The sequence below is a fragment of the Enteroscipio rubneri genome (genome assembly GCF_002899715.1).
GTDB lineage: Bacteria > Actinomycetota > Coriobacteriia > Coriobacteriales > Eggerthellaceae > Enteroscipio > Enteroscipio rubneri.
In genome coordinates this window covers 1-15249 of sequence record NZ_PPEK01000002.1, presented here as the reverse complement: position 1 = coordinate 15249, position 15249 = coordinate 1, and the positions used below count along the sequence as shown (strand labels likewise).

The 15249-nt window shown below is 61.9% G+C and carries 16 protein-coding genes and 1 tRNA gene; 3 read left to right on the top strand and 14 right to left on the bottom strand.

What is annotated here, in order from left to right:
* Nucleotides 1-4: 4 nt before the first annotated feature.
* The 10 genes from mreD to C2L71_RS02750 all read right to left on the bottom strand — a co-directional run bounded on the left by mreD (nucleotide 5) and on the right by C2L71_RS02750 (nucleotide 9347).
* Nucleotides 5-532 carry a rod shape-determining protein MreD gene (gene mreD / locus C2L71_RS02795; protein ID WP_103264279.1) on the bottom strand — a complete coding sequence of 176 codons (528 nt, stop codon included), beginning with the start codon at nucleotides 530-532 and terminating at the stop codon, nucleotides 5-7.
* Entirely contained in the window at nucleotides 529-1410 is an 882-nt protein-coding gene (mreC, locus tag C2L71_RS02790; protein WP_103264278.1) for a rod shape-determining protein MreC, read from the bottom strand. Before mreC ends, mreD begins: the two co-directional genes overlap by 4 nt.
* Before the next feature lie 17 nt (nucleotides 1411-1427).
* Nucleotides 1428-2483: a rod shape-determining protein gene (mreB, locus tag C2L71_RS02785; protein ID WP_103264277.1), complete on the bottom strand. Its 1056-nt coding sequence runs from the start codon at nucleotides 2481-2483 to the stop codon at nucleotides 1428-1430.
* Between the two features lie 126 nt (nucleotides 2484-2609).
* Nucleotides 2610-3902, bottom strand: coding sequence for a Ni/Fe hydrogenase subunit alpha (locus tag C2L71_RS02780; RefSeq protein ID WP_103264276.1), 1293 nt, complete (start codon nucleotides 3900-3902; stop codon nucleotides 2610-2612).
* A gap of 11 nt (nucleotides 3903-3913) precedes the next feature.
* On the bottom strand, nucleotides 3914-4702 hold the full coding sequence (locus tag C2L71_RS02775) for an NADH-quinone oxidoreductase subunit B family protein (RefSeq protein WP_103264275.1): 789 nt from the start codon (nucleotides 4700-4702) through the stop codon (nucleotides 3914-3916).
* 1 nt (nucleotide 4703) lies between these two features.
* Nucleotides 4704-5615: an FAD/NAD(P)-binding protein gene (locus C2L71_RS02770; RefSeq protein ID WP_103264274.1), complete on the bottom strand. Its 912-nt coding sequence runs from the start codon at nucleotides 5613-5615 to the stop codon at nucleotides 4704-4706.
* Nucleotides 5605-6642: a 4Fe-4S dicluster domain-containing protein gene (locus tag C2L71_RS02765; protein WP_103264273.1), complete on the bottom strand. Its 1038-nt coding sequence runs from the start codon at nucleotides 6640-6642 to the stop codon at nucleotides 5605-5607. Before C2L71_RS02765 ends, C2L71_RS02770 begins: the two co-directional genes overlap by 11 nt.
* Nucleotides 6643-6917: 275 nt before the next feature.
* The gene (gene ndk / locus C2L71_RS02760; protein ID WP_103264272.1) at nucleotides 6918-7322 is read right to left on the bottom strand and encodes a nucleoside-diphosphate kinase; all 405 of its coding nucleotides are present in this window, start codon (nucleotides 7320-7322) and stop codon (nucleotides 6918-6920) included.
* A gap of 89 nt (nucleotides 7323-7411) precedes the next feature.
* Complete coding sequence (locus C2L71_RS02755) at nucleotides 7412-8776, bottom strand: tetratricopeptide repeat protein (protein WP_103264271.1); 1365 nt, start codon at nucleotides 8774-8776, stop codon at nucleotides 7412-7414.
* A 37-nt stretch (nucleotides 8777-8813) separates the two neighbouring features.
* The gene (locus C2L71_RS02750) at nucleotides 8814-9347 is read right to left on the bottom strand and encodes a peptidylprolyl isomerase (protein WP_103264270.1); all 534 of its coding nucleotides are present in this window, start codon (nucleotides 9345-9347) and stop codon (nucleotides 8814-8816) included.
* Between the two features lie 433 nt (nucleotides 9348-9780).
* On the opposite strand from C2L71_RS02750, the gene C2L71_RS02745 reads away from it, so the two are divergent.
* Nucleotides 9781-10716: a ketopantoate reductase family protein gene (locus C2L71_RS02745; RefSeq protein WP_103264460.1), complete on the top strand. Its 936-nt coding sequence runs from the start codon at nucleotides 9781-9783 to the stop codon at nucleotides 10714-10716.
* Here the strand turns inward: C2L71_RS02745 and C2L71_RS02740 are convergent.
* Nucleotides 10713-11636, bottom strand: a complete 924-nt coding sequence (locus C2L71_RS02740; protein WP_103264269.1) for a LysR family transcriptional regulator — start codon at nucleotides 11634-11636, stop codon at nucleotides 10713-10715. The two genes, C2L71_RS02745 and C2L71_RS02740, sit on opposite strands and share 4 nt — an antisense overlap.
* Before the next feature lie 263 nt (nucleotides 11637-11899).
* Here C2L71_RS02740 and C2L71_RS02735 point away from each other — a divergent pair, with 263 nt between their 5' ends.
* Nucleotides 11900-12331 (top strand): MaoC/PaaZ C-terminal domain-containing protein, encoded by a 432-nt coding sequence (locus tag C2L71_RS02735; RefSeq protein ID WP_103264268.1) that lies wholly within the window; start codon nucleotides 11900-11902, stop codon nucleotides 12329-12331.
* Between the two features lie 128 nt (nucleotides 12332-12459).
* On the opposite strand, the gene rlmD is transcribed toward C2L71_RS02735, so the two are convergent.
* On the bottom strand, nucleotides 12460-13797 hold the full coding sequence (gene rlmD, locus C2L71_RS02730) for a 23S rRNA (uracil(1939)-C(5))-methyltransferase RlmD (protein WP_103264267.1): 1338 nt from the start codon (nucleotides 13795-13797) through the stop codon (nucleotides 12460-12462).
* A gap of 65 nt (nucleotides 13798-13862) precedes the next feature.
* Here rlmD and C2L71_RS02725 point away from each other — a divergent pair.
* A tRNA-Arg gene (locus C2L71_RS02725) sits at nucleotides 13863-13938 on the top strand.
* A gap of 94 nt (nucleotides 13939-14032) precedes the next feature.
* On the opposite strand, the gene C2L71_RS02720 is transcribed toward C2L71_RS02725, so the two are convergent.
* Together C2L71_RS02720 and C2L71_RS02715 are read right to left on the bottom strand one after the other, a co-directional pair.
* Nucleotides 14033-14461: a GtrA family protein gene (locus C2L71_RS02720; RefSeq protein ID WP_239926268.1), complete on the bottom strand. Its 429-nt coding sequence runs from the start codon at nucleotides 14459-14461 to the stop codon at nucleotides 14033-14035.
* Between the two features lie 112 nt (nucleotides 14462-14573).
* On the bottom strand, nucleotides 14574-15071 hold the full coding sequence (locus tag C2L71_RS02715) for a response regulator (RefSeq protein ID WP_239926266.1): 498 nt from the start codon (nucleotides 15069-15071) through the stop codon (nucleotides 14574-14576).
* Nucleotides 15072-15249: the final 178 nt, after the last annotated feature.

The following is a 15249-nucleotide window of genomic DNA, read 5'->3' as shown; positions in this document are numbered from 1 at the left end:
GCTCCTATCGCAGTCGAGGCGTGTGCATCTCGCGTTCCTGGGCCCCTGCGGCAAGCAGGCGCGCGAAGAGCGGGTACAGCACCAGGCCCACGACGCAATCGTAGAGCGAGCACGGCAGAGCCCGGTAGAGGAACGCATCGATCGGGTTCACCGCAAGGCCGAGCGCCATGAGAAGCGCGCCGTAGAGCATCTCGACGGCGAACGTAGCGGCCACCAGGATGGTAAGCGGCATGAACACCGTGTCGTTGTCGAGCACCGCGAATGCACGTGAAGCGGCAAACGACGCAAGCACAAACAGAAAGGCCATGCCACCCACGGGCCCCGTTCCCAGCAGATCGCACACGAGCCCCAACACGAACGGCAACACCGGTCCCGCTTCGAGCGGCCGCACGATGGCGACGACGAGCACATAGGCCAGGAGCACATTCGGCTGGGCCGAGAAAAGAGCGATCGAGGGCGCCACGACCACCTGAAGCACCACGGCAACGACAGCGCCCACCGCGACGATGATGTTCTCGCGCGTCACGTTCACTGCCCATCGCCTCCTTGGTCGCCATCGGAAGCGCCAGCATCCGAGCCGACGCTGAACACTACGAGCACCTCTTCGAGCGCCTCCACGGCGCCGGTAGGAGAAACCACCACGCGCCGCGTGGCATCGCCCTGGCGAGCGTCCACCTTCACCACCGTGCCGATGACGAGACCCCGTTTGTAGCTTCCTCCGAGTCCCGACGTGACGACGATGTCGCCAACCTGCACCTCGGCGTCGGCGTCGAGGTTTTCAAGGTACAGCAGCCCTTCAAGCGAGCCGCGCACCACACCCTCCGCACGCGTCGACTGCAGCAATGCGGCCGCGCCGCTTTGCGGGTCGGTGAGCAGTCGTACGGTGGACGTGTGCTCGGTCGTAGCCACAATCTGTCCGACAACTCCCGAAGGCCCCATAACGGTCAAGCCGCTGTCCACCCCGTCAGCCGAGCCCTTGTCGATAGCGACAGTCTGATCCCATGCCGTCGCGGATCGACCGATAACACGCGCGCCCGTCCCCTCGATGTCGTAGGCGTCTTTCATGTCGAGCAGCCCCTGCAAGCGCTGGGCTTCCTGACGGTACTCCTCGGCCTGGGCAAGCTGTTCCACCAGCTCGGCGTTCGCATCGCGCAAACCGGAAAGCGTGTCGTCGTTGGCAGTGAGATCCTCAACGCCCTCGCCGACCGAGGCCGCTCCCGATCCGACGGCCGCGCCGGCGCGCGACAGGGGCGCAAAGGCGCCGGACACAGCACTCTGCACGCCGTGGAGCGGACCGGTCTCCCCTTCGCGAGCATAGGTCGTCAAAAGAGCAAGCGAGACGATCAGGAAGGCGACAAGAAGCACCCGGCGGACTAACGCCGAACCTCTCTGTTGGAATTGAAGAGCCATGGAACGCCGGGCCGGCCTTACTTCGACCGCATGAGCGTCTGTTTGAGAGCCGTCGGCGTCTCGAGGACCTTCAGACAGCCCATGACGACGTTCGTGAGAGCGGTCTCGCTCACCCACACCGGAATCTCCAGCTTGTCGGTGAGGTAGCGATCAAGGCCGGACAGAAGGCCGCCGCCGCCCGTGAGCAAAATACCGTTCTGGATGATGTCGGATGCGAGGTCCGGATTTGTCTTCTTGAACGTCTCTTTGATGTGCAGGACCATCTCCTCGCACGGATCCACGAGCGCAGCGCGCACATCCTCGGACTGGATAGTCACCTCGCGCGGCTGCTCGGTGATAACGTCCTGGCCCGAGATGATCATGTCGCGCTCGCGTCCATCCTCGAACGGCAGGATGGAGCCTATCTTGATCTTGATGACCTCGGCCGTGCGCTCGCCGATCTTGATGCCCAGAAGGTCACGCAGGTGCATGGCGATGGCCTCATCCATCCGATTGCCGGCAAGGCGCAGCGACGAGGAGGTGACGATGCCGCCGAGGGAGATGACGGCCACCTCCGTGGTACCTCCGCCGATGTCCACCACCATCGAGCCCGTCGGCTCGGTGACGGGCAGATCGGCGCCCATGGCCGCGGCCATAGGCTCCTCGATGAGGTAAGCTTGGCGCGCGCCGGCCTGAACGGCGGCCTCGAACACCGCGCGCTTCTCCACCGACGTGGCGCCGCATGGGATGCAGATGACGATGCGCGGCTTGGCCTGCCACGGGTATTTGCGCGGCGCAGCCTTGTTGATGAAAGCCGAGATCATGGCCTCGGTCACATCGTAATCCGCGACGACGCCGTCATGCAGCGGATGCTCTGCCGAAAACGCCTCGGGCGTATGGTTGATCATGTTCTTGGCCTCATGGCCCACGGCGAGCACCCGGTGAGTGCTCTTCTCGATGGCCACGACCGAAGGCTCGTTCACCACGATGCCCTCGCCCGGAATGGCGACCAGTGTATTTGCAGTTCCGAGGTCGATGGCCATGTCCGTGGACATCTGGCCGGTCAACCCCGAGAACGCGTCCAAAAACGACATACAGGCAAACCCCTTGGAATCTCGATTCACGTAGATTCAGATTCTATCACAGGGGGTTTTCGGCAGGGGAAAATCCACAAGCGGCACACCCCCCTTCGGCCGCATGGCTCCCGTGAACCCTACGGCTCAGTGCACGCTGCAGCTGAGGCACGGGTCGTAAGCGCGCACGAGCTTCTCGATGCTGCGCCGAACCTCGTCTTGCCCCGATCCGTCGGCAACCAGGCGCTCGGCGAGCAAGCGCATGTCGGCCTCGAGGTTGGCGACGTTCTGGGCGGTGGGCGTGATCATGGATGCATGGACGACGCGCCCCCGCTCGTCGAGCTCCAGATCGTGAAAGACCGCTCCGCGCGGGGCCTCGGTGAATCCCACTGCGCGCCCAGCCCTGGCTTCGAACGACACCGGCTTGCTCTCCCCGTCGAACCCGTCAGGCTCGGCCAGACGCCGACACAGCTCGGCACAACGCTCAAGCGCGTCGACGAGTTCGATGGCTTGGGCGACATTGTTCATGAACGGATTCGGCTCAGGCGGACGCAACCCCGCCTTTGCAGCGGCTACCTTGGCGTTTCGGCTCAAATGGCTCCAAGAGGCATTGATGCGCGCGAGGGCGCCCACGAAGTAGGGCGCGCCCGTTTCACGCACACGCGCGCACAGCGCCGCCGAATGCGGCACCGCATACTCCTCGACGCGTTCCTGAACCTCGTCGGCGCAGAACTCGATGCCCGCTTTGAGGAAACGTGCGGTATCCGAGCCCTGCACCGGGTAGCAGCCTTCCTCGACCATGGCCAGCATGTCGCCTTCGGTGGCGATATCGGGCACAGGGAAGGAACGGAACAGGTCGACTGTCTCGACCGCGAACTCCACGGACGCCTCCAGCTTGTCGGCGAGCTCGCGGTACTCCTCTGCCGAGATCTCATGGGTAAAGCCGCCCACTACCGCGGTGATGGGATGGATGCTGCGGCCCCCCACCTTTGTGCACAGCTCGTTGCCGAGGGCCTTCAGCCCGAGCGCCTTCTGGAGAAGCTCGGGGTTCGTCTCGGCAAGCAGAAAGACGCTCTTCGTCCCGACGAAATCCGGCGTCGCAAACACGAACAGGTGCGATGCATGGTTTTGGAGATACGATCCGTATACCAAAAGCTCGCGCAACGCCTTGGTGCGATCGGTCGTGCGGATACCGAAGATCCTCTCGATCGCCTTGAGGTCGGTCACGACGTGGCTCGCCGAGCAGATGCCGCAGATGCGCGAGGCGATATAGGGAATCTCCTCGAAGCGGCGGCCTAGCACCATGCTCTCAAACAGGCGCGCCGGCTCGACGACGTTCATCTCGACGGTCTGCACGACCCCGTCCTCGATGACCACGTGCACATTGCCATGGCCCTCGATACGCGCGATATGGTCGATATGAATGGCGGTCTTGGTCATGAGCGCTTTCCTTACTGCTCGGCGGCAAGAGCGAAATCGGTTCGGTTGAACATCTCAAGCGCCTGGTCGAAATCGGCGACAGGCACACCGTAGCGCTCGCACGCCTCGCGGGCGCTGGGCAGGTTCGCGTCGGGCGACAACCCTCTGCACCCATTGCAGGGCCGGCCCAGCTTTACGCACTTCGCACCGCAGCCAGCCGTGGTCACCAGACCAAGGCACAATCGACCCTTCCCGAAAAAGCAAGCGGTCTCGTTGCGCTTGCAATCACCGCACATGGTGCGCATGGAGACCGTCTTGTTCGACCCGTACAGTACGCGCTGCAGGACGTCGATGAAGTCGACGGTATCCACCGGGCACGAGCGCACCTCGTAGTCCACATCCACGACCGAACCCACCGAGCGGGGGGCTATCATATCTCCGCAAGCCGTCGGAACCCGATCGTATACGTGAGACGGCCGCTCAAGAAAATGGTCCGCTGCCATACCGGGAATACCGGCTGTCGTGGCACAGGCGCCGATGGCTATAAGGACGTCCGCGCGCTCGCGCAGCGCGCGGACCGTGGCTTCGGATTCCTCGGTGGTCACAGCGCCCTCGACGATAGCGACGTCAAACTCGTCAGGCATGGGATCGCTCGATGCGAGCTGCCAGTAGCTCAGATCGATCTGGCCGAGCACGTCGAGCAGGTGCTCCTCGCCGTTCGTGATCTGCAACTGACAACCAAAGCAGCTGGCCAGCCCCACGACGACGACGCGTGGTGCCGTGAGCTTGTCGGTGAAACCCGGGGTGGCATATCCGCTCATATCACATCGACTCCTGGATGTTCTTGGCTTCCCAGTAGTTGAACACCGGCCCGTCGATACAGGCGTATTGGTGCCCGATTTGGCAATGGCCGCACTTGCCCATGCCGCACTTCATATGACGTTCGAAGCTCATGTAGATGTGATCGTAGCTGATATTCTTCTTGCGCATCTCTTCGATCACGAACCGATACATCACCGGAGGACCGCACACGGCGCCGAACGTGTTCGACGCGTCGATATCGAGGTGCTCGAAAGGCTTCGTGACCAGACCCACTTCCCCATCCCAGGTATCGTCGGGATGGTCGACGGTCAGATACAGGTCGAAGTCCTTGCGATGGCGCCACATCTCGAATTGGCTGCGGAACATCACCTCCGCGGGCGTTTTCGAACCGTAGATGATGGTGACCTTGCCGAATTCGGAGCGCTCGTCATGGATGTTGTTGATGAGCGAGCGCAACGGCGCGATGCCGAGGCCTCCGGCCACGAGTAGGATGTCATGGCCCTTCATATCCTCGAACGGGAACCCGCGCCCGAACGGCCCGCGCAAACCCACGATGTCACCGCACTGCATGCGGTGCAGCGCCTGGGTAAAGGCACCGGCACGACGCACGGTAAGCTCGATGAAGCCACGCTTCGACGGCGAGCTGGAGATGGAGATGGGCGCCTCGCCCACGCCGAACAGGGAAACCTCGACGAATTGGCCGGGTTCATGGTGGAACGCATCGCGGATGCGCTCGTCGGTCAGGCGAAACTCGAAGAGCTTCTCGGTTTCCGTGATGTCGGTTATGGATGTGATGCGCGCCGGCCACGGCCGATACGGATTCGCAGCCATCATGTCGGAACCGGACAGCGGAGCGGGCTCATCGAAGAACGGCCGCACCTGAACGGTGGACGCTGCACAGCTATTGGGCATCCTCGGCCCCCTTCCTCACGAAGAACTTGAGCACCTCGATGGGGTTGATGCCGGCCTTGCACGCCTTGACGCAGCGACCGCAGCCCACGCACAGCATACGATCATGATTCGCAAGAAAGCCGTTGAGCTTGTGGTACATGCGATGCCGCACGCGCCGCGCGGCGGTCGGACGGAAGTTGTGGCCGCCCGCCACGAGGGCGAACTGCGGCGACGTGCAGGCGTCCCATATGCGCTCGCGCCTGCCGGTCTTGCCGTCGGGATCAAACGTGTCGCGGATGTCGAAGCAGAAGCAGGTGGGGCACACCGCCGAGCAGGCCGTGCACGACAGGCAGCCGCCGCCCAGTTCTTCCCAGAACGGATCATCGTGAAAGGCGTCCATGAGCATGGCGACGTCCTGGATGTCGGGAATGGCGTGATCGAATGACTGCTGACGCGTACGTGTGACATGGCGAAACGCGATGCGCTCCTCGTCGGTGGCTTCCCGCGGCTTGCAGGAAGCCTCGAGGATGTTAGCCGCTTCCACGCTGCCGATGCTCACCAGGTACTTGTCCCCGATGTCCTGGAGAAACAGATCGTAGCCGAAGCGCGCCTCGTCAGCGTCCCACAGATGGCAAAAACAGGTGCTTTGCGGCATGCAGCTCAGGCCCACCACAAGCGTGGCATCGCGCCGAGCCGTATAGTAGGGGTCGGGATAGCGACCGTCGCGGAACACGAGATCGAGCCGATTGATGGCGTTGATGTCGCAGGCGTGCGCGCCGAAGATGACGCGCGGTGTGATCTGCGCAGCGAAGTCCGTCACGCCGTTCGCGCGCGCATCGAAGGCAAGCAGCGTCTCGTCGGGCGGCAAGAGGTACTTCTTAGGGGATGAGATGGTGGTCTCGTAGCTCAGTTCGATCTCGTCGGGCGACCCGATAACATCGAACACATAGCTCCCGTCGCGTTTGACCGGCGCGACCACTTCGTAGTCCTTCATAAACGCCGACACAAGCGACGGCAGTTCCTCGGAATCGATGACGCGGTACAGCATGCTCTCGTCCGTTCTCGTCTAAGTGAGCGCCTTGGCGGATCCGATAATCGTCCTGCGAATCTATTGCGCGATCGGCATGAAGCTACTCGTGTCGACTATCGCCTCGTTCACGATGGCGCTTCGCGTCTGCCGAGCATCGCGGCGCCGCGCCAAGCGATCGGACTCGCCCTGTATCCCTTGCATCGACGATGCAAGGGATACAGGCAATGAACGCCGGCACGAAAGCCTTCCCGTGCGTCAAATCGGTGCGTCCACCGGATGGCTGGCGCGCCTTCTTACGCGAAGAAAATACCGATTTCACGCTCGGCGGACTCGGGAGAGTCGGATCCGTGGATGACATTTTCATCCATGATAAGACCGAAGTCACCGCGAATCGTGCCGGGGGCAGCTTCCGCCGGATTAGTGGCGCCCATGAGCGAGCGGCACTTTGCCACCGCGCCTTCACCGGAAACGACCATCTTCACCACAGGTCCGCTCGTGATGTACGAGATGAGGCCTTTATAAAACGGCTTGCCCTCATGCTCGGCGTAGTTGGCTTTCGCCTGCTCGTCGGTGACCATCCCAAGCTCCATACGCTCGATCCTGAGGCCCGCCCGCTCGAAGCGATTGACGATTTCGCCGATGTGGCCGTTCTTCACACCGTCAGGCTTGATCATGGTGTAGGTCTTCTGCACTGCCATGGTGATTCCCTCTTTCTCGTTTGGAAACATTGCATTGGTGAACCAAGCCGCCTCACTCAGGACGGCAAAACGGCACAAAGCCGTTTTCGTCAGTTCTGACTCGGGAAGTACAGCTCGACGTTCGATACCTTCCAACCTGCGAGGTCGCGAACGAGGGAGACCTCGTACTGGACCTCGCCGCCCTCGGGCGTGGTGGCGGTTACGTACACGGTCGAAGCGCTCATAGAACGATTCATACCGTCGATGGCGACGTCAGAATCCTGCGAGATAAGACCCGTCATAGACTCGATCTGATCAGCCGGCACCTCCGAGGAGAACACCAACGATGCCGCTTGCGGGTCGGCAAACAGCTCCTCCACGACGGTCTCCTGAGACGGATAGCCCCAACCTTGCGTGTACAGGAACACCGCGGCGCCGAAAGCGAGCAGCAGCAGCACGATGATAACGACGACGATCTTGAGTCCGACGTTGCGGCGCTTGCGGTCCTGCTTCGCGAGGCCTCGCGACCATTGCTCAAGCTCCTCGTCGCTGGCATTGAAGAACCGATCCTCGCTCTCGGAGACGCCGTAGGGACTCTGCTGAGCATATGGGTCAGCATAGTAGTAAGGATCCTGGGCGCCAGCGTAGGGATCCTGATCGACGTAGACGGCCGTTCCGTCCGCGGCAACATCGAGCCCTGACATGTCTGCCGAGGCGGCAGCCGGTATAGGCTGAATGACCTGTGTAATCTCGGATGTTCCCTGAGCCACCGCCGCGATGGCGCGCTGGTAGTCGACGCTTGCCGAATCGGATAGGAAATACGTTTTGTCGGTAATCGATTCTTCGAAGGCATTGACCGCCTTCTGCATCTGGCCGCAGGCGACATAGGCTTGGCCGAGGTTCGCATAGAGCTTGTTGCGCGTATCCGGCTGCATATCGAACTGCAGAGCGCTTTCGTACGATGCCACGGCATCAGCAGGACGGTCGAGCGCCATGAAGCACACGCCCAGATTCAAAAGGGCTTTCGTAGGATCGGGATTGGCCTCGTCGAGCGCAGCCTCGCGGAACGCAACACCCGCCTCGGCGGACTTGCCGAGTTTGAGCAATGCATTGCCCATACCGGTATAGGCCTTGTAGCGCGCGTCGTACTTCGCATCAGATACCGCGATCTCGAAATGCTTGACCGCATCTTCGTAGTCGTGGAGCGACGCATAGGCCATACCAAGGTTGTAGTTCACCGCCCCGCACGCATCGTAGGCCGCGTCGGCCGTTGCCTGCGTGTAAGCATGGATGGCTTCGTTCGGGTTCTTGAGCTTGATCAGGCAGTTGCCGATTTGGTGGTAGAGCAGCCCCAGCTCGCCCGGAGCGAGAGGATGGCCGGCGTCCTGCAGGCAGCGCGTGTACGCCGCCAGAGCGCCTTCGTAGTCCTTGCGCGCGTAGCTCGCACGGGCTTGCTGGAATACCTCGTTGTTCATCTGCTTCCTTCGTTTCTTGGAAAACGGGGCGAACGCGCTAGTCGACAGCGTTCTCGATCTCGATCGTCTCGATCACATCACCCACACGCAGCTGGCCGATGACGTCCTTGCCCTCGACCGTCTGTCCGAACACCGTATAGCCCGAGTCGAGCGTATGCTGCGGACCGAGGCACAAATAGAACTGCGAGCCGGCAGAATTGGGATCCTGTGAACGTGCCATGGCGAGAGCGCCGTCGAGGTGCTTGTTGTTGGGGTTGGTGGAGTACTCCTCCTTGATGGAGTAGCCCGGACCGCCCGTGCCGAGGCCCGCGAAGGGGTTGCCGGCCTTCTTCACGACCTCATCCGAGGTCAGATCGCGGGTGTTCGGGCAGCCGCCCTGGATGACGAAGCCGGGGACGTGGCGGTGGAACTTCAGGCCGTCGTAGAAGCCCTTGCGGGCGAGCTCGACGAAGTTGCCCACGTGAATCGGGGCATCCTTGCCGGCCAACTGCACGCGGATATCGCCCTTCGAGGTCTTGATGACGGCGATCTCATCGCCCGTCGGCAGGTATTCCGGAGTGTACTGCGCCATGTCGGCTCCTTCTCGCATCTTCTCATTCAAGCTCGCCTTGCATCGGATGCTGCCCCGCGGGAACGCGTTCCGGGCACTTCGCGAGCGGTTTTCACCATACACGAAGGAAGATTCTAGCAGGTGATGGCTTTATGGAGGGAAAAACCTTATAACATTCACGGCGGCCATAGGGCGGTCCTTCGGTCGCATCGTTTTCTGCAACCCTCCTGTCAAAAACAGGTTCGCGCCGATCTGAAAACCGGCACCTCCTCCGCACTCCACCGCGCGCAGGAGCCTGGAATGTGCGATGATGGTCAGACTGCAACCGCGGCATACGCGAGCGTATGCAAAGGGACCAAGCGGCATACGGGCCACACCCATCTCCGGCCGCACGGAGAATTCGCTCGAAGCCCGCGCTGCAAACCGCAACGCAACATCGAACGAGGAGGCATGCATGAAAGTCTGCATTCTAGGAGCAGGATCGCTTGGAAGTGCCATCGGAGGAGCGCTTGCGCTCGATGGCAACGAGGTGCATCTAATCGGACGCAAGGCGCACATGGACGCCGTGAATGAGACGGGCCTGGTTCTTGTGGAGCCGAATGGCGAGCGTACAGCGCCCGTGCTCGGTCATGAGAGCGCCGCCGGCATGGGAGAAGCGGATCTTGTCATCGTGCTGTGCAAATCGTTCGACACGGAACAGACCATACGCGACAACATGAGCCTCATAGGCGACGAGACTGTTGTCATGTCGCTGCAAAACGGACTCGGCGCAGAAGACGCGCTCTGCGCCATCGTCGGATCGGAGCACGTCATCGGCGGCAAGACCTACATCGGCGGCATGCTGCTTGAACCTGGGCGCGTCCAAGCCACGCTGCCCGGCAAGGACACCTTCATCGGAGAACTCGACGGCAGCATCACCGAACGCGTCCGGCGCATCGGCGCTGCTTTCGAAAGCGCGGGGATGCATTGCATCGTCTCCGACAACATCATGGGAGTCATCTGGGACAAGCTGCTTGTCAACGTGGCGACGGGCGCGGTATGCGGCATCACGCGCCTTCCCTACGGCGCGATGTACCAGGAAGAGAACCTCGTCGCCACGGCCAAGGCCGCAGTGCAAGAGGGCATGGCCGTGGCCAATGCCGCGGGCATCACGCTCACCTACGAAGATCCGATGGACGTACTGGAACTCGCGCGGGCGGGTCTTCCTTATGACTTCAAGCCCTCCATCTTGCAGAGTCTGGAAAAGCACCGCCCCACCGAGATCGGGGTCATCAACGGAGCCGTGGTCGCACAGGGCGCGCGTTACGGCGTTCCCACTCCTGTCAACGAGACCCTTGTTGCCTGCGTAACCGGCATCGAGCGCTTCATCCGGGAATACGTGCTTGCTTAAAACGGGAAGTCGTCGCGAACATAGGGCGGCGCTTCAAACGTGCGCGCAAAGTTGATGAACGCCTGAGCGGCAGGATCGCGGAACGTCTTCTCCCGATACGTCAAAGATACCGGGTAGAATTCCCGTGCGCCCTCCACGGCGAGCGGCAGCACGGCCATGTCAGGGTTCGGCAGCAGATTCGATGTCAGCATCGTCAGGGCGACAACGGGCTCGCGCACGACCAGCGCCCCGAGAATGATCTCATCCTCGTAGTTGCGTATGAGATTCATCTCGTCGAGCGGGGCGCCGGTTCTTCTCAGGAAGGCATCGAGCGTGTCGCCGCAGGCAATCCCCGATCGATACGTGACGATGTCGCATCCCGCCAGATCGTCGTAAGACACCTTGTCGAGCGCAGCAAGCGCGTGTCCCCGTCCGACAGCCACAACGAGACGCTGGTAGAACAGCGTCTCGCATGCGACGCGAGGCCTTTCGACGGGGCCGGCTATCACAAGATCGCATCCCCCTTCGTCAAGCAGCTTATTGAGCGTTTCAGTCTCCCCTTGCGCGATGCGAAAATCGACGAATGGTCCATACTCCTCGCGATAGGCTTTCATTGCCGCAGGCAGATAATCCGATCGCACAGTGGCGATAGCACCCACGCTGACCGTCCCCGAGAACCGCCCATGGCGCCGCTTCACCTCCGCGATGCCGCCCTCGATATCCATGAGGCCATTGTCGACCGACCGCTTGAAGAGCCGCCCGTCCTCGGTGAGCGCGACCGTGCGTCCCTCGCGGGAGAATAGCGGGCAGCCCAGTTCCTTTTCGAGGGCGGAGATGGAATGCGACAGGGCGGACTGCGAGATGCAGAGGTCCTCGGCAGCGCGCGTGTAGTGTTGGATCTCGGCAAGATGCTGAAAATAGTACAGTTGCGCAAGATTCATTGCGACCCTTTCGATGCCCTCGCGGACTTGCGATTAACAACCATCCAGTATAGGGCGTCAGGCTTCAAAGCGCCCTCCCCAACACCGCCCTTTCGCCCGGTGCTCTTCCGAGCGATGCGTTGCATGAAACCGGCGCATTCCCGTCAAAACAATGCACAGGCAAAAGCGCCCTGCGATAGCGTATGCTGGAACAGCGTCGCCTACACGCGCATTTCGCGCGTCGGGTCGCAACGAACGTACCGTAAAGCAGAGGAGGAACGACGATGGGCACGAGCATCATACCGTTGGAAGTTGGCAACACGTGCAGCTTCACCAAGACAGTCAGCGAATCAGACGTCTACCAGTTCGGCGGCATCACCGGCGACTTCAGCCAGATGCATTTCAACGAGGCGTTCATGAAGAGCACGCGCTACGGCACCCGTATCGTCCACGGCGTGCTCGCCTTCGCACTCGGCAGCACCGCCTCGACCCTTATCCAACAGAAGTACGAGTCGCCTATTCCCAGCGCATCGTACGGCTACGATCATGTGCGCTTCGTGAACCCCGTCTACTTCGGTGACACGCTCACGGCCACCTACACCGTCACGCGCGTCGACGAAGCCGAGATGAAGACGTATGCGGACGTTGTTATCACTAACCAAGACGGCACGGTCGTCTGCGTGGCTACCCATATCCTCAAGTTCCTCGTCGATTAGCAGAACCGCTTCTCGCTGCGGGTGCATCCCCGCCCGCAGCGAGAACTCGGGACAAGGGATGCGCCCCCTGCCCCGAACAGGCGAAAACCGCCCGTCTCCCGAATGTCAGCGTGTTCGAGCAGGCGCGTTTAGACCCGTTCGAACACGCTTACGACCTCGACGTGGTAGGTCTGAGGGAACAGATCAACCGGTTGAGCGCGTACCAAGCGGTACCCTTCCCCCTCGAAACGCGCCGCATCGCGTGCCCACGTGGACGGATTGCAGCTCACGTATGCGACGCGCGCAGGTGCGACGGCAGCAATGCTCTCCACGACGCCGTCGGCGAGTCCCGACCGCGGCGGATCGACGACGAGCGCGTCGATATCGCCGATGTCGGGCAGCTCGCGTGCAGCATCGCCCCCCACGACGTCGATGTCCACACCGTTCGCATCGGCATTGCGACGCAGATCGCGGACCGATGTGCCGGCCGCTTCGACGGCAACGACATCCGCTCCCGCCAAGGCAAGCGGCACACTAAAGGTTCCGCCGCCCGCGTACAGGTCTGCCACGAGTAAACCATCGAGACCCTCCGGACCCTCTGGGCCCATCGTGCCTCCCAGCCCTTCGACGACCTCGATCACCAGCCTCTCAGCCTGGGCGGTGTTCACCTGGAAAAACGATGGCGCAGAAGTCTCGAAGCGCATGTCCAAAAGCTCTTCGCCCCAGCGCCCCCTCCCTTCAAGCGTTTCTACGCCCTTGATCTTGCGCGCCTTGCCCGGATCGGCCAGCACGCGCACGACGCTCGTCGCTTTGAGCGCACTCATGACGGTCTTCGCCACGTGCGCCCGCGGAAACGCGCCCGGCTTCGTCCAGAGCGCGACCTCGAGCTCGCGAGTTCTCAGGCTGTGGCGCACGCCGATGCGGTAGATCCCCAAATCCTGCGAACCTTCAGCAAACCCGATCGCACCGCGCAAGGATGCGGGCGCCTTGGCGATGGCATCATGAGCGAGCGGGCAGGACGCCGCCGCGACGATATCGTGCGTTCCCTCGTGGAAGAAGCCGAGCAAAAACCTGCCGCGAGGGTCGCGCCCGGCAGCAAGCTCGAGCTTGTTGCGGTATCCCCACGCGCGCTTGCTCGGCACGCACGGCTGCACAAGTTTTTCGGCGCGATCCTCATCGATACGACCAATGCGCGTGAGCGCAGCGCATACATTTCCGCGCTTGGCCGCAAGCTGCGCGTCGTAGGACAGATGAGCCCATGAGGCGCCGAAGGACGCAGCGTCGTCCATCCGCGCAGGCACACGATCAGATGAGGGCTTTACAAGCGAGACGATGCGCGCGCGCGCGAACGCCGGTTTCTCCTCGACGACTTCGACGACCGCCACATCGCCAGGAGCGCCCCCTTCTACGAACACCGTTTTGCCGTCGGCGAGCTTCCCCACAGCCTGAGCCCCGTAGCCCATGCGATCTATCGTAACCGTTTCCATGATATGCGCCTAAATCTTGAATTTGTTTTCCGTCCGAGCCATGATAGCGTATAATCTTCCGACATGCCCTCGTAGCTCAGGGGATAGAGCGTCTGCCTCCGGAGCAGAAAGCCGCAGGTTCGAATCCTGTCGAGGGCACCAGTTCGAAGTAGGTCGGATCGCCGTTGCGGCGATCCGTTCTCTTTTCCAGGCCTTCCGAGGCGCCCCTCTGCCCGGCGCCTCGGCGACGCACCGTCTATTCGATATCGCCCAGTATCTCTCCGGGCTCGTCGCCGGCATCCAAGAAGATCTTGCGCGTGACGAAGTTCCACACCATGACGATGGCCGTGACGACGATCTTCGTAAGACGGTAGTCGACGCCCAGCACGTCGGTGCCCGCCCACAAGCACACGTTGTTGATGCCCAATCCTATGACCGACAGCACTATGAACACCATGAACTCGCGTCGTCGGCTCATGCCCTCCTTGTGCGCGAACACGTAGCGCATCGATGCGACATAGTTGAACACCACGGACACCGTGAACGATATGGTCGCACTAACCAGGTACGGGATGCCGAAAACCTCGGTTAGAAAGATCAGCAAGCCGTAGTCGATAGCGAAAGCGACCACACCGACGACGCCGAATTTCATGATCTGGGCGAACAGCCTTTTCACGCCGCGCATCTCCTTGCCACCGCGCCCCGCAGGCAGCTCGACCGCCCGTGCGAGGCTCCCTGAGCCGCCCTCCTTCTTGGAACCTGGGCGGGGGCGGCTCTATGGCGCGACGAGCCCGAGGCTAGCCGCGCCGATCCAGAAACCCGTCTATTGTGGCATAAACCAGACGAATATCAAGGGGTTTGCTCAGGTGACCGTCCATCCCGCACGCACGGCTGCGCTCCTCGTCCTCCGCGAACGCGTTCGCGGTCATCGCGAGTATGGGAACGGTTTTCGCATCGGCGCGATCGAGACCGCGGATGGCGCGCGTCGCTTCATAACCGTCCATCTCGGGCATCTGGACATCCATGAGCACGATGTCATAATGACCGGGTTCGGAATCGGCGAAAGCCCGAAGGGCCTCGAGACCGGTCGTCGCACCGTCCACCTGGGCTCCGACCATGGACAGAAGCTCAACGGCTATCTCGAGGTTCAGATCGTTGTCCTCTGCCACGAGGATGCGCCTGCCCGTGAAATCATAGGCAAGGGAGTCGTCGGTTGCAACGGGTCCTTCGAACACGGCCTCCTCCTCACCCTCGTCGACCGGGCATTCTATCGGTACGTCGAAAGGGATGTCCACGGTAAAGGTCGATCCCTGGCCAACCACGCTCGAAACACGGATCCGGCCGCCGGTACCGTCAAGAATCTTGCGCACTTTTCCGACAGCCTCATAAGCCCGCCGTCCGGTGCGGCTACCCCTCCAGCAGAGTCACGTCCAGATAGCGCCTCGAGCCCCACTCGCTCTCGGCCACGTACTT